This is a genomic window from Stenotrophomonas sp. STEN147, from assembly GCF_056757995.1.
On sequence record NZ_JBRRCG010000001.1, the window covers coordinates 227,865 to 243,254 of the forward strand.

Below are 15,390 nucleotides of genomic sequence, written 5' to 3' on the forward strand. Positions count from 1 at the left end.
CGAGCGGAATCGTGATCGCGCCCACAATCCGCAGCCCCTGTTTATCACGGATTACAGACACTTGGCGGTCCTAAGCTGGCGCCAGCGTCGCCGAAGCGGCCCCGAACGTGCCGCCTTCGCCTTGTTCAACGGACCTTCGGGTCAAGGAGGTTGTCCATGCGAATCCCACTGCGCTCCTCCCTTGCCGGGGCCATGACCGCGCTGCTGCTGGCCGGCCCGGCGCTGGCGGCCGATACCACCACCTTCAACGTCACCCTCGTGGTCACCAAGGCCTGCACCATCACGGCCGCGGCCGCCACCAACGTCGACTTCGGTACCGCCGCATCGACCACCGCGATACCTACCCTGGGCCAGGGCACGGTGACCGCCCAGTGCTCTGCGCTGACCCCGTATACGATCGCGCTGAACGCGGGTGCGAACGCCGGCACGGCCGGCGACGTCACCACCCGGCGCATGAAGAACACCGACGCGGCGGTGACCGCCAACAACTACGTCGGTTACCAGCTGTACCGCGACGCGGCACACAGCCTGGTCTGGGGGTCGACGACCGGCACCAATACCCAGGCCGGCATCGGCACGGGCCTGGCGGTCCCCTACATCGTCTACGGCCAGATCCTGAACCTGAGCACCAACAACGCGGCCGCCGGCAACTACCTGGACACGATCACCGCCACGATCACTTATTGATGGAGCACGCCTCCATGTCCCGACCCCGCCTGTGGCGCGCCGCCGGCGTGGCGTTGCTCGCCTGCCTGCTGGCCAGCGCCATGGCCACCTCCGCCGCCACCAGCCTGCAGGTCGCGCCCACCACCCTGCAGCTGGAGCCCCGCCAGCGTGCCGCCGAGCTGTGGCTGACCAACAGCGGGACCGCGCCGGTGAAGCTGCAGGTGCGGGTGTTCCGCTGGGTCCAGCAGGATGGCAGGGAGCAGCTGCTGCCTGCCGATGGGCTGCTGGCAACCCCACCGATGCAGGAACTGGCCGCAGGCCAGCAGCAGCTGGTGCGGGTGATGCGCACGGACAGCGAGGCACCGCCCTCCCAGCAGCATTACCGCCTGATCGTCGACGAAGTGCCGGACCTGGCCACCCGCGCCAGCGGCATGCAGTTCGTGCTGCGCTATTCGATCCCGGTATTCATCCAGCCGGCTGGGGGCACGCCGGCACCGCGCCTGCAGGCACGCCTGCTGCGGCTGGACGATGGTCGCAGTGGCGTCGAGATCGGCAATTCCGGCGACAGCTACGCGCAGATCGCCGACCTGGCGCTGGGCAGTGTCGAACGCCCGCGTATCGTCCACCCCGGCCTGCTGGGCTACGTGCTGCCCGGCCAGGTGATGCGCTGGCCCGTGGAGCGCACGGCGGTCGACCGGGACAACGACCAGATCACGGCCAAGATCAATGGCGAGTCGACGCAGACACCGCTATCGCCGCCACCGGCTCGCTGAGGCGGTGGTGGGCACGGTGCTCGCTGCCGCGTGGGTTCCCGCGGCTCCGGCTGCCAACGTGTCCGGCATCTCCGGCGTCTCCGCCGATGCCCTGCTGCCTCCCCCGACACCCCTGACGGCCAGCCAGACGCTGTACCTGGACGTCTCGCTGAACAGCACGCCGCGCGGCCTGCTGCCCTTCACTGAAGCAGGTGGCCGCCTGCAGGCCAGTCCGGAGGTGCTGCGCCAGCTCGGCTTCAGCGCCACCGGCGATGCACCGGTGTTTCTGGATCAGATCAGCGGCGTGGTCGCGCGCTACGACGCCCAGCTGCAGACACTAGCGCTGGATGTGCCGCTGGACCAGCTGACCCTGCCCACCACCCTGCTCGGCCGCCCGCAGGTGCGTACGCCGGCCGGCAGCGCCTCGCCGGGCCTGCTGCTCAACTACGACGTGTACGGCAGCCGCATCGAAGCACTCGGCAACCTCACCCTGAGCTCGGAACTGCGCCTGTTCGGCATCGGCAGCGGTACCTTCGAGAACACGGCGGTCACCCGTCGCTACCAGCAGCCGGACGACCGTCACTGGCGCAGCGAAAGCGTGCGCCTGGATACGCACTGGACACTGGATTTTCCCGAGTCGGCGACCACGCTGGAGATCGGTGATTTCTACAGCGGCTTCGTCGACTGGACCCGGCCGGTGCGCCTGGGCGGCGTACAGGTCGGACGCAACTACGGGCTGCAGCCCTACCGCGTGCTGACGCCGACGCCCGGTTTCCTGGGCGAGGCGGTGGTGCCGTCAACGGTGGAGCTGTACGTCGATGGGTTGCGCCAGTACAGCGGCCAGGTGCCGGTTGGACCGTTCCAGCTGGCCGCCCAGCCGGGCATCAGCGGCACCGGCACCGCGCAGGTCGTGGTGACCGATGCCTTCGGCCGCATGCAGACGCTGGATTTCAGCTTCTACGGCACCCAGCAGCTGCTGGCCAAGGGCCTGTCGGACTGGTCGATCGGTGCCGGACAACTGCGCGAAGCGTTCGGCGAACGCTCCTTCGAGTACGACAGCCGCACGGTGGCCAGCGCCAGCTGGCGTGGTGGCATCAGCGACACCTTTACCGGCGAAGCGCACGCCGAAGGCGGTGGCGGCCTGGTGCAGGCCGGCGTCGGTGGCTGGTGGCTGGCGGGCGAGGCCGGCGTGTTCAATGCCGCCTATGCGCACAGCCGCCTGCAGGGCCTGCAGGGCGGCCAATGGGCACTGGGCTACAGCTGGAACAACCGCCGCTTCAATTTCAATGTGCGCAGCGTACGCACCCACGGCGACTACCGCGATCTGGGCGCGCTGCAGGACAACCTGCCCCCGCGCATCAGCGAACAGGCCACTGCCGGTCTCGATCTGCTGGGGCTGGGAACGCTGAGCGCAAGCTACCTGCGGCTGCGCTACCCCGATGGCGACGACAACCGCTATGCCAGCCTGTTCTGGTCGCGCACCTGGAGCCAGCGCTGGTCGGCCTACCTGTCGGTCAACCAGAACCTGGACAGCAGCGACGACCGCAACATCTACCTGGCAGTGAGCGCCAGCCTCGGCAACAACCGCCAGGCCAGCCTCTCCAGCCAGCGTAACGGCGACAGCCAGGCCTGGGTGGCCGATATCACCCAGCCGGTTCCCGGCGATGGCAGTGCCGGCGGCATCGGCTGGCGCGCGCAGGTGCGCGGGGGCGACGAGGGCACAGGCGGCCTGGCCGAGGTCGGCATCCTCAACGACGTGGGGCGTTATGCGCTCGGCGCATCGCGCCAGGCCGGCATTGACTACGCCTATGCCAGCGCCAGCGGCAGCCTGGTGTGGATGGACGGGCACACCTTTGCCACCCGCGAGGTCTCCGACGCCTTCGCGGTGGTCAGCACCAGCGGCGTCGCCGGTGTGCCGGTACGGCTGGAAAACCGCCTGATCGGCGTCACCGACGACCGTGGCCTGCTGCTGGTCAGCCCCCTGCTGTCGTGGCAGCGCAACCGGGTCTCCATCGACACGCTCGACCTGCCGGCGGACATGCGCGCCGACCGCGTCGAAGACTGGGTGACGCCCCGCCAGCGCGCCGGTACCGGCGTGACGTTCCACCTGCGCTCGCGGCCGTCGCTGACCCTGGTCCTGCAGGACATGGCCGGACAACCGCTGGAGGTGGGCAGCGAAGTGCAGCTGCCGCAGGGTCGCCAGGCCACCGTCGGCTACGACGGCCTGCTGTACCTGGAGGACGTGGCGCCGGGCAGCGTGCTCTACATCACCACCAGCCGCAGCCAGTGCCGGGTGAAGGTGCCGGCCATACCGGACGTGGCTGCCAGCGGCGCCCGGCCCCGCCCGGCACCGGTACCGTGCATTCCCGAGGTGGCGCCATGAAGGTGCCCCTGCTCGTCCTGCTGCTCGTGCTCGGCCTGCTGGCTGCCACACCGGCGCACGCGGCGGCGGTGTGCACGGCCACCGCCAACCCCACCCTGCCGTTCGGCAACGTCAACAGCAATGCCCCCGGGCCCACCCCGGCCACGCTGAACATCACCGTCACCTGCACGACGGCGGCGCTGAGCCTGCTGGCCACCACCGGCGTGCGCGTCTGCGTGGGCATCGGTGCCGGCAGCGGCGGTGGCAGCAGCAGCACCTGGCGGACCCTGCGCACCAGTACCGGCACCCCTCCCGACACCCTGAACTTCCAGCTCTACAACAATGCCGGCTACAGCCAGGTCACCGGCCTGGTTCCCCGCGGTACGCCGCCAGCGCAGGAGCTGACCATGACCTACAACGTGCCGCTGGTGGTCGGCGGCAGCGGCGCGCAGTCCACCCAGCTGTTCGCGCAGATCCCGGCCAACCAGGTGCTGGCCGCGGGCAACTACAGCAGCACCTTCAGCGGCGCCGACGTGGTGCTGACCTGGGCCTGGAACGAAGTGCTGCTCGGCAACGCCACCGTACCGGCCACCTGCAACGGCGGCGCCACCGGTACCAACAGCGCCAGCGCGGCCTTCAGCTTCATCGCGACCGCGACCGTGCTGCCACAGTGCGGCAGCTACCTCACCACCCCGCTGGACTTCGGCAACGTCACCGGCAGCATCACCAGCAACATCGACCGGACCGCCAGCCTGACCCTGACCTGCCTGAAGAACACGGCATTCCAGATCGGCCTGGACAACGGCCAGAACAATCCCCCGGCCACCCCGACCCGGCGCATGCGCACCACCATCGGGGGCAACAGCTACTATCTGGCCTATGAGCTGTACCGCGACAGCGCACGCAGCCAGCGCTGGGGCAACACGCTGACCGTCGATACCGCCAGCGGAACCGGTACGGGCAGTACGCAGCAGCTGACGATCTACGGCCGGGTGCCGCCGGTCACCGGCCAGCCGCCGGCAGGTACCTACAACGATGTGGTGCAGGTGACGATCACCTACTGACCGGTGCCGGGAGCACGTGCCGCCCTACAGATCCGGCGCGCCCGGTCGATAGCGTCCAGCAGGTATCCCGGCACGGTGGATGACAGGTGGTTCGCGCAGTTCCGATCCTGGCGATGATGCTCGCCGCCCCCCTGGCCTGGGCCCAGCCGGCAGCCCCGGTGCAGGTGCGCCTGGTCGTAGTGGAAGCCTGCCAGGGCGATGCCGGCGGCCGCGCGTGTGTCGTTCCGCACCAGCGCAGCGATGCCCCGCAGCTGCCGGCACAGGTGCGTGAACTTGCCCCCGCGCCAGCCGCGCCCACCGACGACGCTCCCGCCGCGCCGACATTCATCTACTGATGCCGATGCGCGTACTCCTTGCCCTGTTCCTGCTGCTGCCGGGGCTGCCTGCCGCCGCACTGGACCTGCTGCCCACGACCCTGCAGCTGCCGGCCGAAGGCGGCCGCACCGAACTCTGGCTGCACAACCCCGGCCCCGAGCGCTGGCAGGGCGAGGTGCAGATCCTGGCCTGGGAGCAGCAGCTGGACGCCGAACGGCTGCAGCCGAGCGACCGCATCCTGGCCAGTCCGACCCGACTGGATCTGGCGCCCGGCGCCCGCCAGCGGGTCTGGCTGCTGCCCCGCAGCGCCGTCCCGGTCGCCGCCGAGCAGGCCTACCGTATCGTGCTCGCCCCCGGCAGCAGCAGCCTGCCACGCTACTCGCTGCCGCTGTTCCAGGGTGCGGCTGCGTCGTCAGCGCGCCCGGCCGTGCGTGCCCGCGTCGAATCCAACGGGTCGCAGACTCATCTGCGACTGGACAACCCGGGCCGCCTGCATGCGCGCCTGGACGGGCTTTCATTCGAGTCCGCCGGCGGCCATCGCAGCGTGCTGCTGCCGGGCCTGGCCGGCTATGTGCTGGCAGGACGGGAACGGCGCTGGACGTTGCCGGCACGCCGCGACGGCTATCTCGGCGGCCGCTTCCGGGCCCGCCTGCAGGACGGCCGGGAGGTCGTTCTGGACGCATGGGACCCGTCAATTGCGGCGAACCCTCCGGCCGGGCTATAATCGCCGGGATGCCTTGCCGCCCAGTGCGCGGGACCATCGTCCACACCGGACGTCACCGGTGAATCCACACCTGCTGCCCCCATCCGTGCCGGGGTGCTCCGCAAGGAGTTCGGCCACGGAGGCAACAGGGAAGCCCAACCCCGGAACCGATCGCGCTTCCACGCGTCCCGCATACCTGTCCCGCGGGCGGAATCGCTGGTTCCATATCAGGAGTACTGCAATGCCCCAGGTCACCATGCGTCAGATGCTGGAAGCCGGCGTCCACTTCGGCCACCAGACCCGTTACTGGAACCCGAAGATGGCTCCGTACATCTTCGGCGCCCGCGGCAAGATCCACATCATCAACCTGGAAAAGACCGTCCCGCTGTTCAACGACGCGATGAACTTCATCTCGTCGGTTGCCCAGAAGCGCGGCACCGTCCTGTTCCTGGGCACCAAGCGCAGCGCCCGCGAAACCATCAAGGAAGAAGCCGAGCGTTGCGGCATGCCGTTCATGAACCAGCGTTGGCTGGGCGGCACCCTGACCAACTTCCGTACCGTCAAGCAGTCGGTTGCCCGCCTGAAGGAACTGGAAGCCGGTGAAACCGACGGCACCTTCGAGAAGCTGGTCAAGCACGAAGTGCTGGGCCTGCGTCGCGAGCGCGACAAGCTGGAAGCCTCGCTGGGCGGCATCAAGGACATGAACCGTCTGCCGGACGCCATCTTCGTCATCGACATCGGCCACGAAGACATCGCCATCAAGGAAGCCAAGAAGCTCGGCATCCCGGTGATCGCCGTGGTTGATACCAACTACAACCCGGAGCTGGTCGATTACGCCATCCCGGGCAACGACGACGCCATCCGCGCCGTGCAGCTGTACGCCCGTGCCGCCGCCGACGCCGTGCTGGAAGGCAAGGCCGCTGCTCCGCACGCCGCCTCGGTGCGCGAGGAAGAGTTCGCTGAAGCCGCCGCTGAAGGCGAAGAGAAGCCGGCCCGTCGCGCTCCGGCCAAGAAGACCGCCAAGAAGGGCGACGAAGCCCAGGCCTGATCCAGGCCCCGGGGTGGGCCCCAGCGCCCACCCCTCCTGCATGCCGCCCTCGGCGCGTGACAGGACCATGTCATACGGGCCGGCCACCATGCCGGCCCAACCCCTTTCTTTCGTGAGGTAATCCCGTGGAAATCACTGCTTCCCTGGTCAAGGAACTGCGCGAGCGCACCGGCGCCGGCATGATGGAATGCAAGAAGGCGCTGACCGAAGCCGCCGGCGACATCGACGCTGCGGCGGAACTGCTGCGCAAGTCCGGCGCTGCCAAGGCCGACAAGAAGGCTGACCGCGTGGCCGCCGAAGGCCGTCTGGGCCTGGCACAGGACGGCGGCAAGGCCGTGCTGGTCGAAGTCAACTCGGAAACCGACTTCGTCGCCAACGACGTCAACTTCAAGACCTTCGTCGACGCCGTTGCCGCTGCCGCCCTGGCATCGGGCGCTGCCGACGTCGAAGCGCTGAAGACCGCCAAGCTGGCCTCCGGCGAGACCGTCGAAGAAGCCCGCGCCCTGGCCGTGCAGAAGCTGGGTGAGAACATCCAGATCCGCCGCATCGCCAAGGTCGACGGCAACAACACCGTCGGTGCCTACGTCCACACCAATGGCAAGGTCGGCGTGCTGGTGGACCTGGTCGGCGGCGACGCCGAACTGGCCCGCGGCCTGGCCATGCACGTGGCTGCGCTGAAGCCGCCGCACAACAAGGCCGCCGACGTTCCGGCCGACTTCGTCGAGAAGGAAAAGGAAATCGAACTGGCCAAGATGTCCGAGAAGGACAAGTCGAAGCCGGCCGATATCCTGGAAAAGATCATCAGCGGCAAGATCAACAAGATCGTCAGCGAAGTGACCCTGTACGGCCAGGCCTATGTGCTGGACGGCGACAAGACCGTCGAGCAGGTGGTCAAGGCCGCCGGCGCCGACGTCGCTGGTTTCCAGCTGCTGGTCGTCGGCGAAGGCATCGAGAAGGTGGTGGAAGACTACGCCGCCGAAGTTGCCAAGGCGATGCAGGTCTGAGTCCAGCCTTCCGGCTGTGAAGCGACCAGAAGGAGCCGCGGGGAACCGCGGCTCTTTTTTTATGCGTCAGTGAACTTTGCGTTGCGCGCGAATCAGGCCGATACTCGGCGCAGGGAATCCTCAGTCACATAGCAGGATAGAAAGTCGCAGACTGTGATGAATTCCTAGGTATTCTTGCCCTAATGGAATTGAACGATCCGCCATGCCTCCCGAGCTGACAGCTGCCCTGGCGCTCTGCCGCAACCTCCCCTCGCCACCCGGTATTGCCCTGCGCATCATCGAACTGGCCCAGGATCCGGAAGCGGACATCGCCACCGCCGCCGACATCATCGCCATCGACATGGCGCTCAGCGCCCGCATGCTGCGCATCGCCAACTCGCCGCTGTACGCCAGCCGGCGGCGCATCGAGAATCTCGGCCAGGCACTGACCATGCTGGGCCTCAACGCCACCATCAGTCTGGCGCTGGGTTTCACGGTCACCCAGGGACTGACCGGAAGCGGTGCCGATCACGACCTGCGCCAGCGGGCCTGGAAGCGCAGCATCCTCAGTGCACTGGCTGCCAGCCAGCTTGGCCAGGCGCGCGGGCTGCGCCGCCTGGAAGAACTGATGCTGGCCGGACTGCTGCAGGACATGGGCGTGCTGTGCCTGGCGCAGGCCGAAGCCGAGCGCTACCTGCCCCTGCTGCGTGAAGCACGCGACAACCTCGACCTGGTTGCCCGCGAACGCGACGTGCTGGGCTGCAGCCACGCCGATGTCGGCGCCTGGGTGGCCGAGCAGTGGGGCCTGCCGCGCTACCTGGTGGAGAGCATCAGCCACAGCGAAGACGAGGACGCCGCCGATTCGCCCTTCCAGGCGTGCGTGCAGCTGTCCGGCGCGGTCGCCGACATCTGGCTGGACGGCGACGCCGACGCGGCCCGCGAACGGGCGCTGCAGCAGGTGCATGACCGCCTGGATCTGGACAGCGCCCGCTTCGACCAGGTCCTGGCCCGCATCAGCGATGCCCTGCCCGATATCGCCAGCCTGTTCGAAGCCGGCCTGAATTCTCCGGCGCGGGTACACGAACTGATCGATCACGCACAGGAGCTGGCCACCCTGCGCAACCTGCGCGAACTGCAGGATGCCGACCAGGCACGCCGACGCGCCGATGAATTCGAGGCGCGCGCCAAGCGGCTGGCCGACCAGGCCCACCGCGACGCGCTGACCGGCGTACTCAACCGGCGCCAGCTGGAAGCGGTGCTGGAGCAGGAATTCCTGCGCGCCGGCCGGCATGGCTGGCCGCTTTCGGTGGCCTTCATCGACCTGGACGACTTCAAGAAGATCAACGACGCCCACGGTCATCTGACCGGCGACGAGGTGCTGCGCGCCTTCGCCGGCAAACTGCAGGGCCAGCTGCGCAACAGCGACACCGTCGCCCGCTTCGGTGGCGAGGAGTTCGTGGCGCTGCTGCCCAATACCAGCGAATCGGTGGCGCTGGAGGTGATCCGGCGCGTACTGGCGAACATCGTCGCCACGCCGATGGCCGAACTCGAGGGAGGGCCACTGTTCGTCACCTTCTCCGCCGGCGTGGCCACGCAGGGGGGCTACGAACGCTTCGCTGACGTGCAGGACCTGCTGCGCGCCGCCGATGACGTGCTGTATCGATCCAAGAACCTGGGCCGCAACCGGGTGATCGCCCGCTCCCCCGGCGCGCTGGGCCACGACGAACTGTCCGCCACTGCCGGCCTCGAAGCGGGCTGAACGGGACGCCCCGATGAGCGGGGCGATCCAGCCGATTTTGCGCCGCAGTGCACAAAACACTTTGGCCGGGCGCCGCATGCGCGTAGAATCGCCCGCGATTTCCACGCACCCGAGGTCCCCATGTCCAAGCTCGCCTATCGCCGCATCCTGCTGAAACTCTCCGGGGAGGCGCTGATGGGAGACGAGGACTACGGCATCGACCCGAAGGTCATCAACCGCCTGGCCCGTGAAGTGATCGAGGCCCAGCAGGCAGGGGCCGAAGTGGCACTGGTGATCGGCGGCGGCAACATCTTCCGCGGCGCCGGCCTGGCTGCCGGCGGCATGGACCGGGTCACCGGCGACCAGATGGGCATGCTGGCCACCGTCATCAACGCGCTGGCCATGCAGGACGCCCTGGAGAAGCTGGGCGCCAAGGCCCGCGTGATGAGCGCGATCAAGATCAACGACGTGTGCGAGGACTACATCCGCCGCCGCGCCATCCGTCACCTGGAAAAAGGCCGGCTGGTGATCTTCGCCGCCGGCGTCGGCAGCCCCTTCTTCACCACCGATTCCGGCGCTGCCCTGCGCGCGATCGAGATCGGTGCGGACCTGCTGCTCAAGGCCACCAAGGTCGATGGCGTGTACGACAAGGATCCGAACAAGCACAGCGACGCGGTCCGCTTCGACAGCCTGAGCTACGACGAAGTGATCCGCCGCGGGCTGGAAGTGATGGACACGGCCGCTTTCGCACTGGCCCGCGACAGCGATCTGCCGATGCGGGTGTTCGACATGGGCCAGCCGGGCGAGCTGCTGAAGATCCTCAGCGGCGAGAACATCGGCACCCTGGTCCAGGGCCGCGACCCGGCCTGAGCCTGAGCGCAAGGCGACGCCCGGGCCGATCCAGGCCCGGCAGCGTCCCGTATTCGCCTATAATCGCCCGATTCCAGTTACATCCAGGACCCGGGCGATGCTCAACGACATCAAGAACAACGCGCAGACGCGCATGGCCAAGAGCATCGACGCTCTGAAGCACACCCTCACCTCGATCCGCACCGGGCGTGCCACTCCGGCCCTGCTGGACCGCGTCACCGTCAATGCCTACGGCAATGCCAGCACCCCGCTGAACCAGGTCGCCTCGATCTCCAACGCCGACGCCCACTCGCTGCTGGTGACGCCGTTCGACAAGAGCATGATCAAGGAGATCGAGAAGGGGCTGTACAACGCCGAGTTCACCCCGAATACGCTGGGCACCGCGATCCGCATCAACATGCCGCCGCCGACCGAAGAGCGCCGCAAGGAACTGGTCAAGCAGGTGCAGAAGGAAGGCGAAGGCGCCAAGATCGCGATCCGCAACATCCGTCAGGACGCGAACAAGGAAATCGCCAAGCTGGTCAAGGACAAGGCGATCAGCGAAGACGAGAAGAAGCGCGGCGAAGACGATATCCAGAAGCTGACCGACAGCAACATCAAGGATGTCGACAAAGTCGTCGCGGACAAGGAAAAGGAACTGTTGTCGGTCTGAAGTCGATGCCTTCAGTCCCGCCTCCCCTGCCGGCCGCCCTGCCCCGCCACGTTGCCATCATCATGGATGGCAACGGACGCTGGGCACAGCAGCGCCGCCGCCCGCGCGTGATCGGCCACCGTGCCGGCGCGCGCGCGGTCAACCGCACCATCGAGCGCTGCCTTGAACTGGGCATCCCGGCGCTGACCCTGTTCGCCTTCTCCAGCGAGAACTGGGGCCGGCCGCAGGACGAAGTCGATGCGTTGATGAAGCTGTTCCTTGGTGCGCTCGACCGCGAAGTGGACGAGCTGCACCGCCGGGGCGTGCGCGTGCGCTTCATCGGCGAGCGCGAGCGCTTCGGCGCCTCGCTGGTCAGCCGCATGCAGCTGGCCGAACAGCGCACCGCCGGCAACACCACGCTGACCCTGTCGATCGCCGCCAGCTATGGCGGCCGCCAGGACATCGCCCGCGCGGCGCGCGCACTGGCTGCCGAAGTGGCGGCCGGGCGCCTGCTGCCCGAACAGATCGACGAGGCGCTGCTGGGCCGGCAGATGGCCCTGGCCGACCTGCCGGCACCGGACCTGTTCATCCGCACCGGTGGCGACACCCGCATCAGCAATTTCCTGCTGTGGCAGCTGGCCTATACCGAGCTGTGGTTCACCGAGGCACTGTGGCCGGACTTCGACGCCGCGATGCTGCAACAGGCGCTGGATGCCTATGCGGGCCGTGAGCGCCGCTTCGGCCTGACCAGCGCCCAGATCGCCGCCCTGGCCACCGAGACGTCCAGCCCATGACCAAGACCCGAGTCCTCGCCGCGCTGATCATGGCGCCGGTCGCCATTGCCGCGATCCTGCTGCTGCCGACGCAATGGCTGGCCGCCGCGGCCGCCGCCGTCCTGCTGATCGGCCTGTGGGAATGGCTGAAGCTGGCCGACGTCGAAGACACCCTGGCGCGCACCGTGCTGCTGGTATTGAACCTGCTGCTGATGGTGCTGCTGGTGTGGGCCGACGGCAGTACCCTGGTGCTGTTCCAGATCACCACGCTGGTCGGCGTCGCCTGGTGGCTGGCGGCGCTGGTCTGGCTGCGCTTCTTCAACTTCGGTGCACAGCCGGGCAGCCCCGCGCGCATCCTCAAGCTGCTGGCCGGCACACTGGCCATCGTGCCGGCCTGGGCCGCACTGGTGCTGATCCACGCCGGCGGCGACCCGCCCGGCCGGCAGGGGCATCTGTGGCTGCTGGCCGCCCTGGCGCTGGTCTGGGCCGCCGATTCGGGCGCCTACTTTGCCGGCCGCCGCTTCGGCAGGCACAAGCTGGCCCCGCGCATCAGCCCGAACAAGACCTGGGAAGGCCTGGTCGGCGGCCTGCTGGCCGGCGTGGCCGTGGCCGTCGGCCTGGGCTGGCTGGCCGGTATCGACCTGGCCCACCTGCCGGGCCTGCTGATCACGTCCGTGGTCGCCGTGCTGGCCTCGGTGCTGGGCGATCTGTTCGAGAGCCTGATCAAGCGCCATGCCGGTGCCAAGGACTCGGGCAACCTGATCCCGGGCCACGGTGGCGTGCTCGACCGTGTCGACGGCGTCCTGGCCGCCGTGCCGGTGTTCGCGCTGGGCAAGGAAATCTTCGGATTCTGACCATGCATGCAGCAGCAGACCTGCGCCGGGTCGCCGTGTTCGGCGCCACCGGATCGATCGGTGCCTCCACCCTGGATGTGATCGCGCGCCATCCGCAGCGCTACCGGGCCACCGTGCTTGCCGCCGGCCGCCAGGTGCAGGCGCTGCTTGCGCTGTGCCGCCAGCATCAGCCGCTGCACGCGGTGATCGCCGACGAGGCCCTGTACCCTGCGCTGCGCGACGGCCTGCGCGAGGCGGGCCTGGCGACCGAGGCCCACGCTGGCCAGGCAGCGCTGGACCAGCTTGCTGCCAGTGACGCCTGCGACACCGTGGTGGCTGCCATCGTCGGCGCAGCAGGGCTGTCCTCGACCCTGGCCGCCGCCGCCGCGGGCAAGCGCATCCTGCTGGCGAACAAGGAATCACTGGTGCTGGCGGGCGAACTGCTGACCCGTACCGCCGAACGTGCCGGGGCCGAGATCATCCCGATCGACAGCGAGCACAGCGCCATCTTCCAGTGCCTGCGCTCGCGCGACGCCAGCCTCGAAGGCGCCGGGGTGCGCCGGATCCTGCTCACCGCCTCCGGTGGCCCGTTCCGTGGCCGCAGCCGCGCCGAACTGGCGCAGGTCACCCCGGCCCAGGCCGTGGCCCACCCGAAGTGGTCGATGGGGCCCAAGATCTCGGTCGATTCCGCCACCCTGATGAACAAGGGCCTGGAAGTGATCGAGGCCCACCACCTGTTCGCCGTGCCGGGCGAACGCATCGACGTGCTGGTCCATCCGCAGAGCCTGGTCCATTCACTGGTCGAATTCGTCGACGGCTCGACCTTGGCGCAGATGGGCCTGCCGGACATGCGCACCACCCTGGCCGTTGGCCTGGGCTGGCCGCAGCGCATCGCCTCGGGCGTGGCCGGGCTGGATCTGCTGGCGCAGGGCCGGCTGGATTTCGAGGCGCCCGATACCGAGGCCTTCCCCTGCCTGGCGCTGGCCTGGCAGGCGATGCGCGCCGGTGGCACCGCCCCGGCGATGCTGAACGCCGCCAACGAAGAGGCCGTTTCAGCGTTTCTTCAGGGCCGGATCGGTTTCCTGACCATCCCGGCACTGGTCGCTAACGCTCTTTCAACACTGCCGACCGAGCCAGCCGATACACTGGAGGTCCTGTTGTCCGCCGACCAGCGCGCACGCCTGCTGACCCTGAACGCCATCGACGCCGCCTGAACCGCCCGCCTGCCCAGCCCTGCATGACGACGCCGCCCCTGCCCGCCAACGTGAGCCTGCATGACTGACTTCATCGGATCGGTCTGGTGGATGATTGTCAGCCTGGGGCTGCTGGTCACCTTCCACGAACTCGGGCATTACTGGGTCGGTCGCCTGTGCGGCGTCAAGGTGCTGCGCTTCTCTGTCGGCTTCGGCCGGCCGCTGTGGTCGCGGCGCGACCGGCATGGAACCGAGTTCGCCATTGCTGCGATTCCGCTGGGCGGCTATGTGAAATTCCTCGACGAGCGCGAAGTCGAGGTGCATCCGCAGGAACGCGGCCAGGCGTTCAACCACAAGACGGTCTGGCAGCGCATCGCCATCGTCGCCGCCGGCCCGGTCGCCAACCTGCTGCTGTGCATCCTGCTGCTGTGGGCGATGTTCGTGATCGGCAAGCAGGACTATTCGCCCACCCTCGGCCGCACCAGCGGCATCGCGGCGACGGCGGGGCTCAACAGTGGTGACCGCGTGCTGCGCGTGGACGACCGCCCGGTCAGCACCCTGGGCGAGGCCAGCATGGCCCTGACCGCGGCAGCGATGGACCGTCGTGATGTCACGCTGGACGTGATCGACCGCAGTGACCAGGTGCATGCCCGTACCCTGCCGCTGTCGCAGCTGCCGGCAGGCTTCGATGAACGGCGGGTGCCGATCCTGGCGGGCCTGTACTGGCAGTCATGGCTGCAGCCAGCCCTGGTCGACAGGCTCACACCGGATTCCGTTGTTGCGGGCCAGCTGCAGCCGGGCGACCTCATCGTGGCCATCGACGGGCAGCGCATCGACAGCGTCGATCAGGTGATCGGCGAAATCCAGGCGCTGGGCCGCACCGGCGGCCCCGGCATGATCGAAGTCCTGCGTGGCGGCGAGCGGCTGGCACTGGAAGTGACTCCACGCCAGGGCAAGGACGGCAAGGGCGAGCCGGTCTGGCAGATCGGCGTCGGTTTCCCCACCACCTACAGCCCGGCCTACGACACCCTGCTGCGTTACGGGCCACTGGACGCGGTCACCGTGGCGGTGCGTGAAACCGGCCGGCTGGCCGCCGACTCGCTGGGCATGATGGCCCGCATCGTGACCGGCAAGGCCTCGCTGCAGAACGTTTCCGGCCCGGTCACCATCGCCCGTGTGGCCAATGTATCGGCCAAGCGTGGGCTCGACTGGTTCCTGCAGTTCCTCGCGCTGCTGTCGCTGAGCCTGTGCATCATCAATCTGCTGCCGATCCCGATCTTGGACGGCGGCCACCTGCTGTATTACCTTATCGAGTTGGTCAAGGGCAGCCCGCTGAGCGAGCGTGCCATCGCCGCCGGCCAATACATCGGCCTGGCGTTGCTGGCCGGGCTGATGGGGTTGGCGTTCTACAACGACATCCTCGGCCTGGTCCCGCGATGAACTTTTCCACGTTGTTGCC

Annotated in this window: 15 protein-coding genes; all 15 read left to right on the forward strand. The window is 68.4% G+C overall.

Going from position 1 to position 15,390, the window contains the following annotated elements; translation table 11 throughout:
• The first annotated feature begins 156 nt into the window (after positions 1 to 156).
• The 15 genes from ACVOKU_RS01100 (at position 157) to rseP (ending at position 15,371) form a co-directional block, all read left to right on the forward strand.
• Entirely contained in the window at positions 157 to 687 is a 531-nt protein-coding gene (locus tag ACVOKU_RS01100; RefSeq protein WP_053518329.1) for a Csu type fimbrial protein, read from the forward strand.
• On the forward strand, positions 687 to 1,439 hold the full coding sequence (locus tag ACVOKU_RS01105; RefSeq protein WP_197601081.1) for a fimbria/pilus periplasmic chaperone: 753 nt from the start codon (positions 687 to 689) through the stop codon (positions 1,437 to 1,439). Before ACVOKU_RS01100 ends, ACVOKU_RS01105 begins: the two co-directional genes overlap by 1 nt.
• 7 nt (positions 1,440 to 1,446) lie before the next feature.
• Positions 1,447 to 3,801, forward strand: coding sequence for a fimbria/pilus outer membrane usher protein (locus ACVOKU_RS01110; RefSeq protein WP_481559016.1), 2,355 nt, complete (start codon positions 1,447 to 1,449; stop codon positions 3,799 to 3,801).
• Complete coding sequence (locus ACVOKU_RS01115) at positions 3,798 to 4,844, forward strand: Csu type fimbrial protein (protein WP_481558820.1); 1,047 nt, start codon at positions 3,798 to 3,800, stop codon at positions 4,842 to 4,844. Before ACVOKU_RS01110 ends, ACVOKU_RS01115 begins: the two co-directional genes overlap by 4 nt.
• A gap of 86 nt (positions 4,845 to 4,930) precedes the next feature.
• Complete coding sequence (locus tag ACVOKU_RS01120; RefSeq protein WP_481558821.1) at positions 4,931 to 5,179, forward strand: hypothetical protein; 249 nt, start codon at positions 4,931 to 4,933, stop codon at positions 5,177 to 5,179.
• Between the two features lie 5 nt (positions 5,180 to 5,184).
• Complete coding sequence (locus tag ACVOKU_RS01125) at positions 5,185 to 5,883, forward strand: fimbrial biogenesis chaperone (protein WP_481558822.1); 699 nt, start codon at positions 5,185 to 5,187, stop codon at positions 5,881 to 5,883.
• A 220-nt stretch (positions 5,884 to 6,103) separates the two neighbouring features.
• Complete coding sequence (rpsB, locus tag ACVOKU_RS01130; protein ID WP_053518321.1) at positions 6,104 to 6,910, forward strand: 30S ribosomal protein S2; 807 nt, start codon at positions 6,104 to 6,106, stop codon at positions 6,908 to 6,910.
• Positions 6,911 to 7,035: 125 nt separating this feature from the next.
• Entirely contained in the window at positions 7,036 to 7,914 is an 879-nt protein-coding gene (tsf, locus tag ACVOKU_RS01135; protein ID WP_053518318.1) for a translation elongation factor Ts, read from the forward strand.
• Between the two features lie 202 nt (positions 7,915 to 8,116).
• The gene (locus ACVOKU_RS01140; RefSeq protein ID WP_053518316.1) at positions 8,117 to 9,652 is read left to right on the forward strand and encodes a sensor domain-containing diguanylate cyclase; all 1,536 of its coding nucleotides are present in this window, start codon (positions 8,117 to 8,119) and stop codon (positions 9,650 to 9,652) included.
• 120 nt (positions 9,653 to 9,772) lie between these two features.
• Positions 9,773 to 10,501 (forward strand): UMP kinase, encoded by a 729-nt coding sequence (gene pyrH, locus ACVOKU_RS01145; protein ID WP_053518314.1) that lies wholly within the window; start codon positions 9,773 to 9,775, stop codon positions 10,499 to 10,501.
• 97 nt (positions 10,502 to 10,598) lie between these two features.
• Entirely contained in the window at positions 10,599 to 11,153 is a 555-nt protein-coding gene (gene frr, locus ACVOKU_RS01150; protein WP_053518312.1) for a ribosome recycling factor, read from the forward strand.
• A 5-nt stretch (positions 11,154 to 11,158) separates the two neighbouring features.
• Complete coding sequence (gene uppS, locus ACVOKU_RS01155) at positions 11,159 to 11,926, forward strand: polyprenyl diphosphate synthase (RefSeq protein ID WP_065174698.1); 768 nt, start codon at positions 11,159 to 11,161, stop codon at positions 11,924 to 11,926.
• Positions 11,923 to 12,759: a phosphatidate cytidylyltransferase gene (locus tag ACVOKU_RS01160; RefSeq protein WP_053518308.1), complete on the forward strand. Its 837-nt coding sequence runs from the start codon at positions 11,923 to 11,925 to the stop codon at positions 12,757 to 12,759. The genes uppS and ACVOKU_RS01160 overlap by 4 nt, the downstream gene beginning before the upstream one ends.
• A 2-nt stretch (positions 12,760 to 12,761) precedes the next feature.
• Positions 12,762 to 13,952, forward strand: a complete 1,191-nt coding sequence (gene dxr / locus ACVOKU_RS01165; RefSeq protein WP_481558823.1) for a 1-deoxy-D-xylulose-5-phosphate reductoisomerase — start codon at positions 12,762 to 12,764, stop codon at positions 13,950 to 13,952.
• Positions 13,953 to 14,012: 60 nt separating this feature from the next.
• Positions 14,013 to 15,371 (forward strand): RIP metalloprotease RseP, encoded by a 1,359-nt coding sequence (gene rseP, locus ACVOKU_RS01170; RefSeq protein ID WP_053518305.1) that lies wholly within the window; start codon positions 14,013 to 14,015, stop codon positions 15,369 to 15,371.
• Positions 15,372 to 15,390 lie beyond the last annotated feature (19 nt).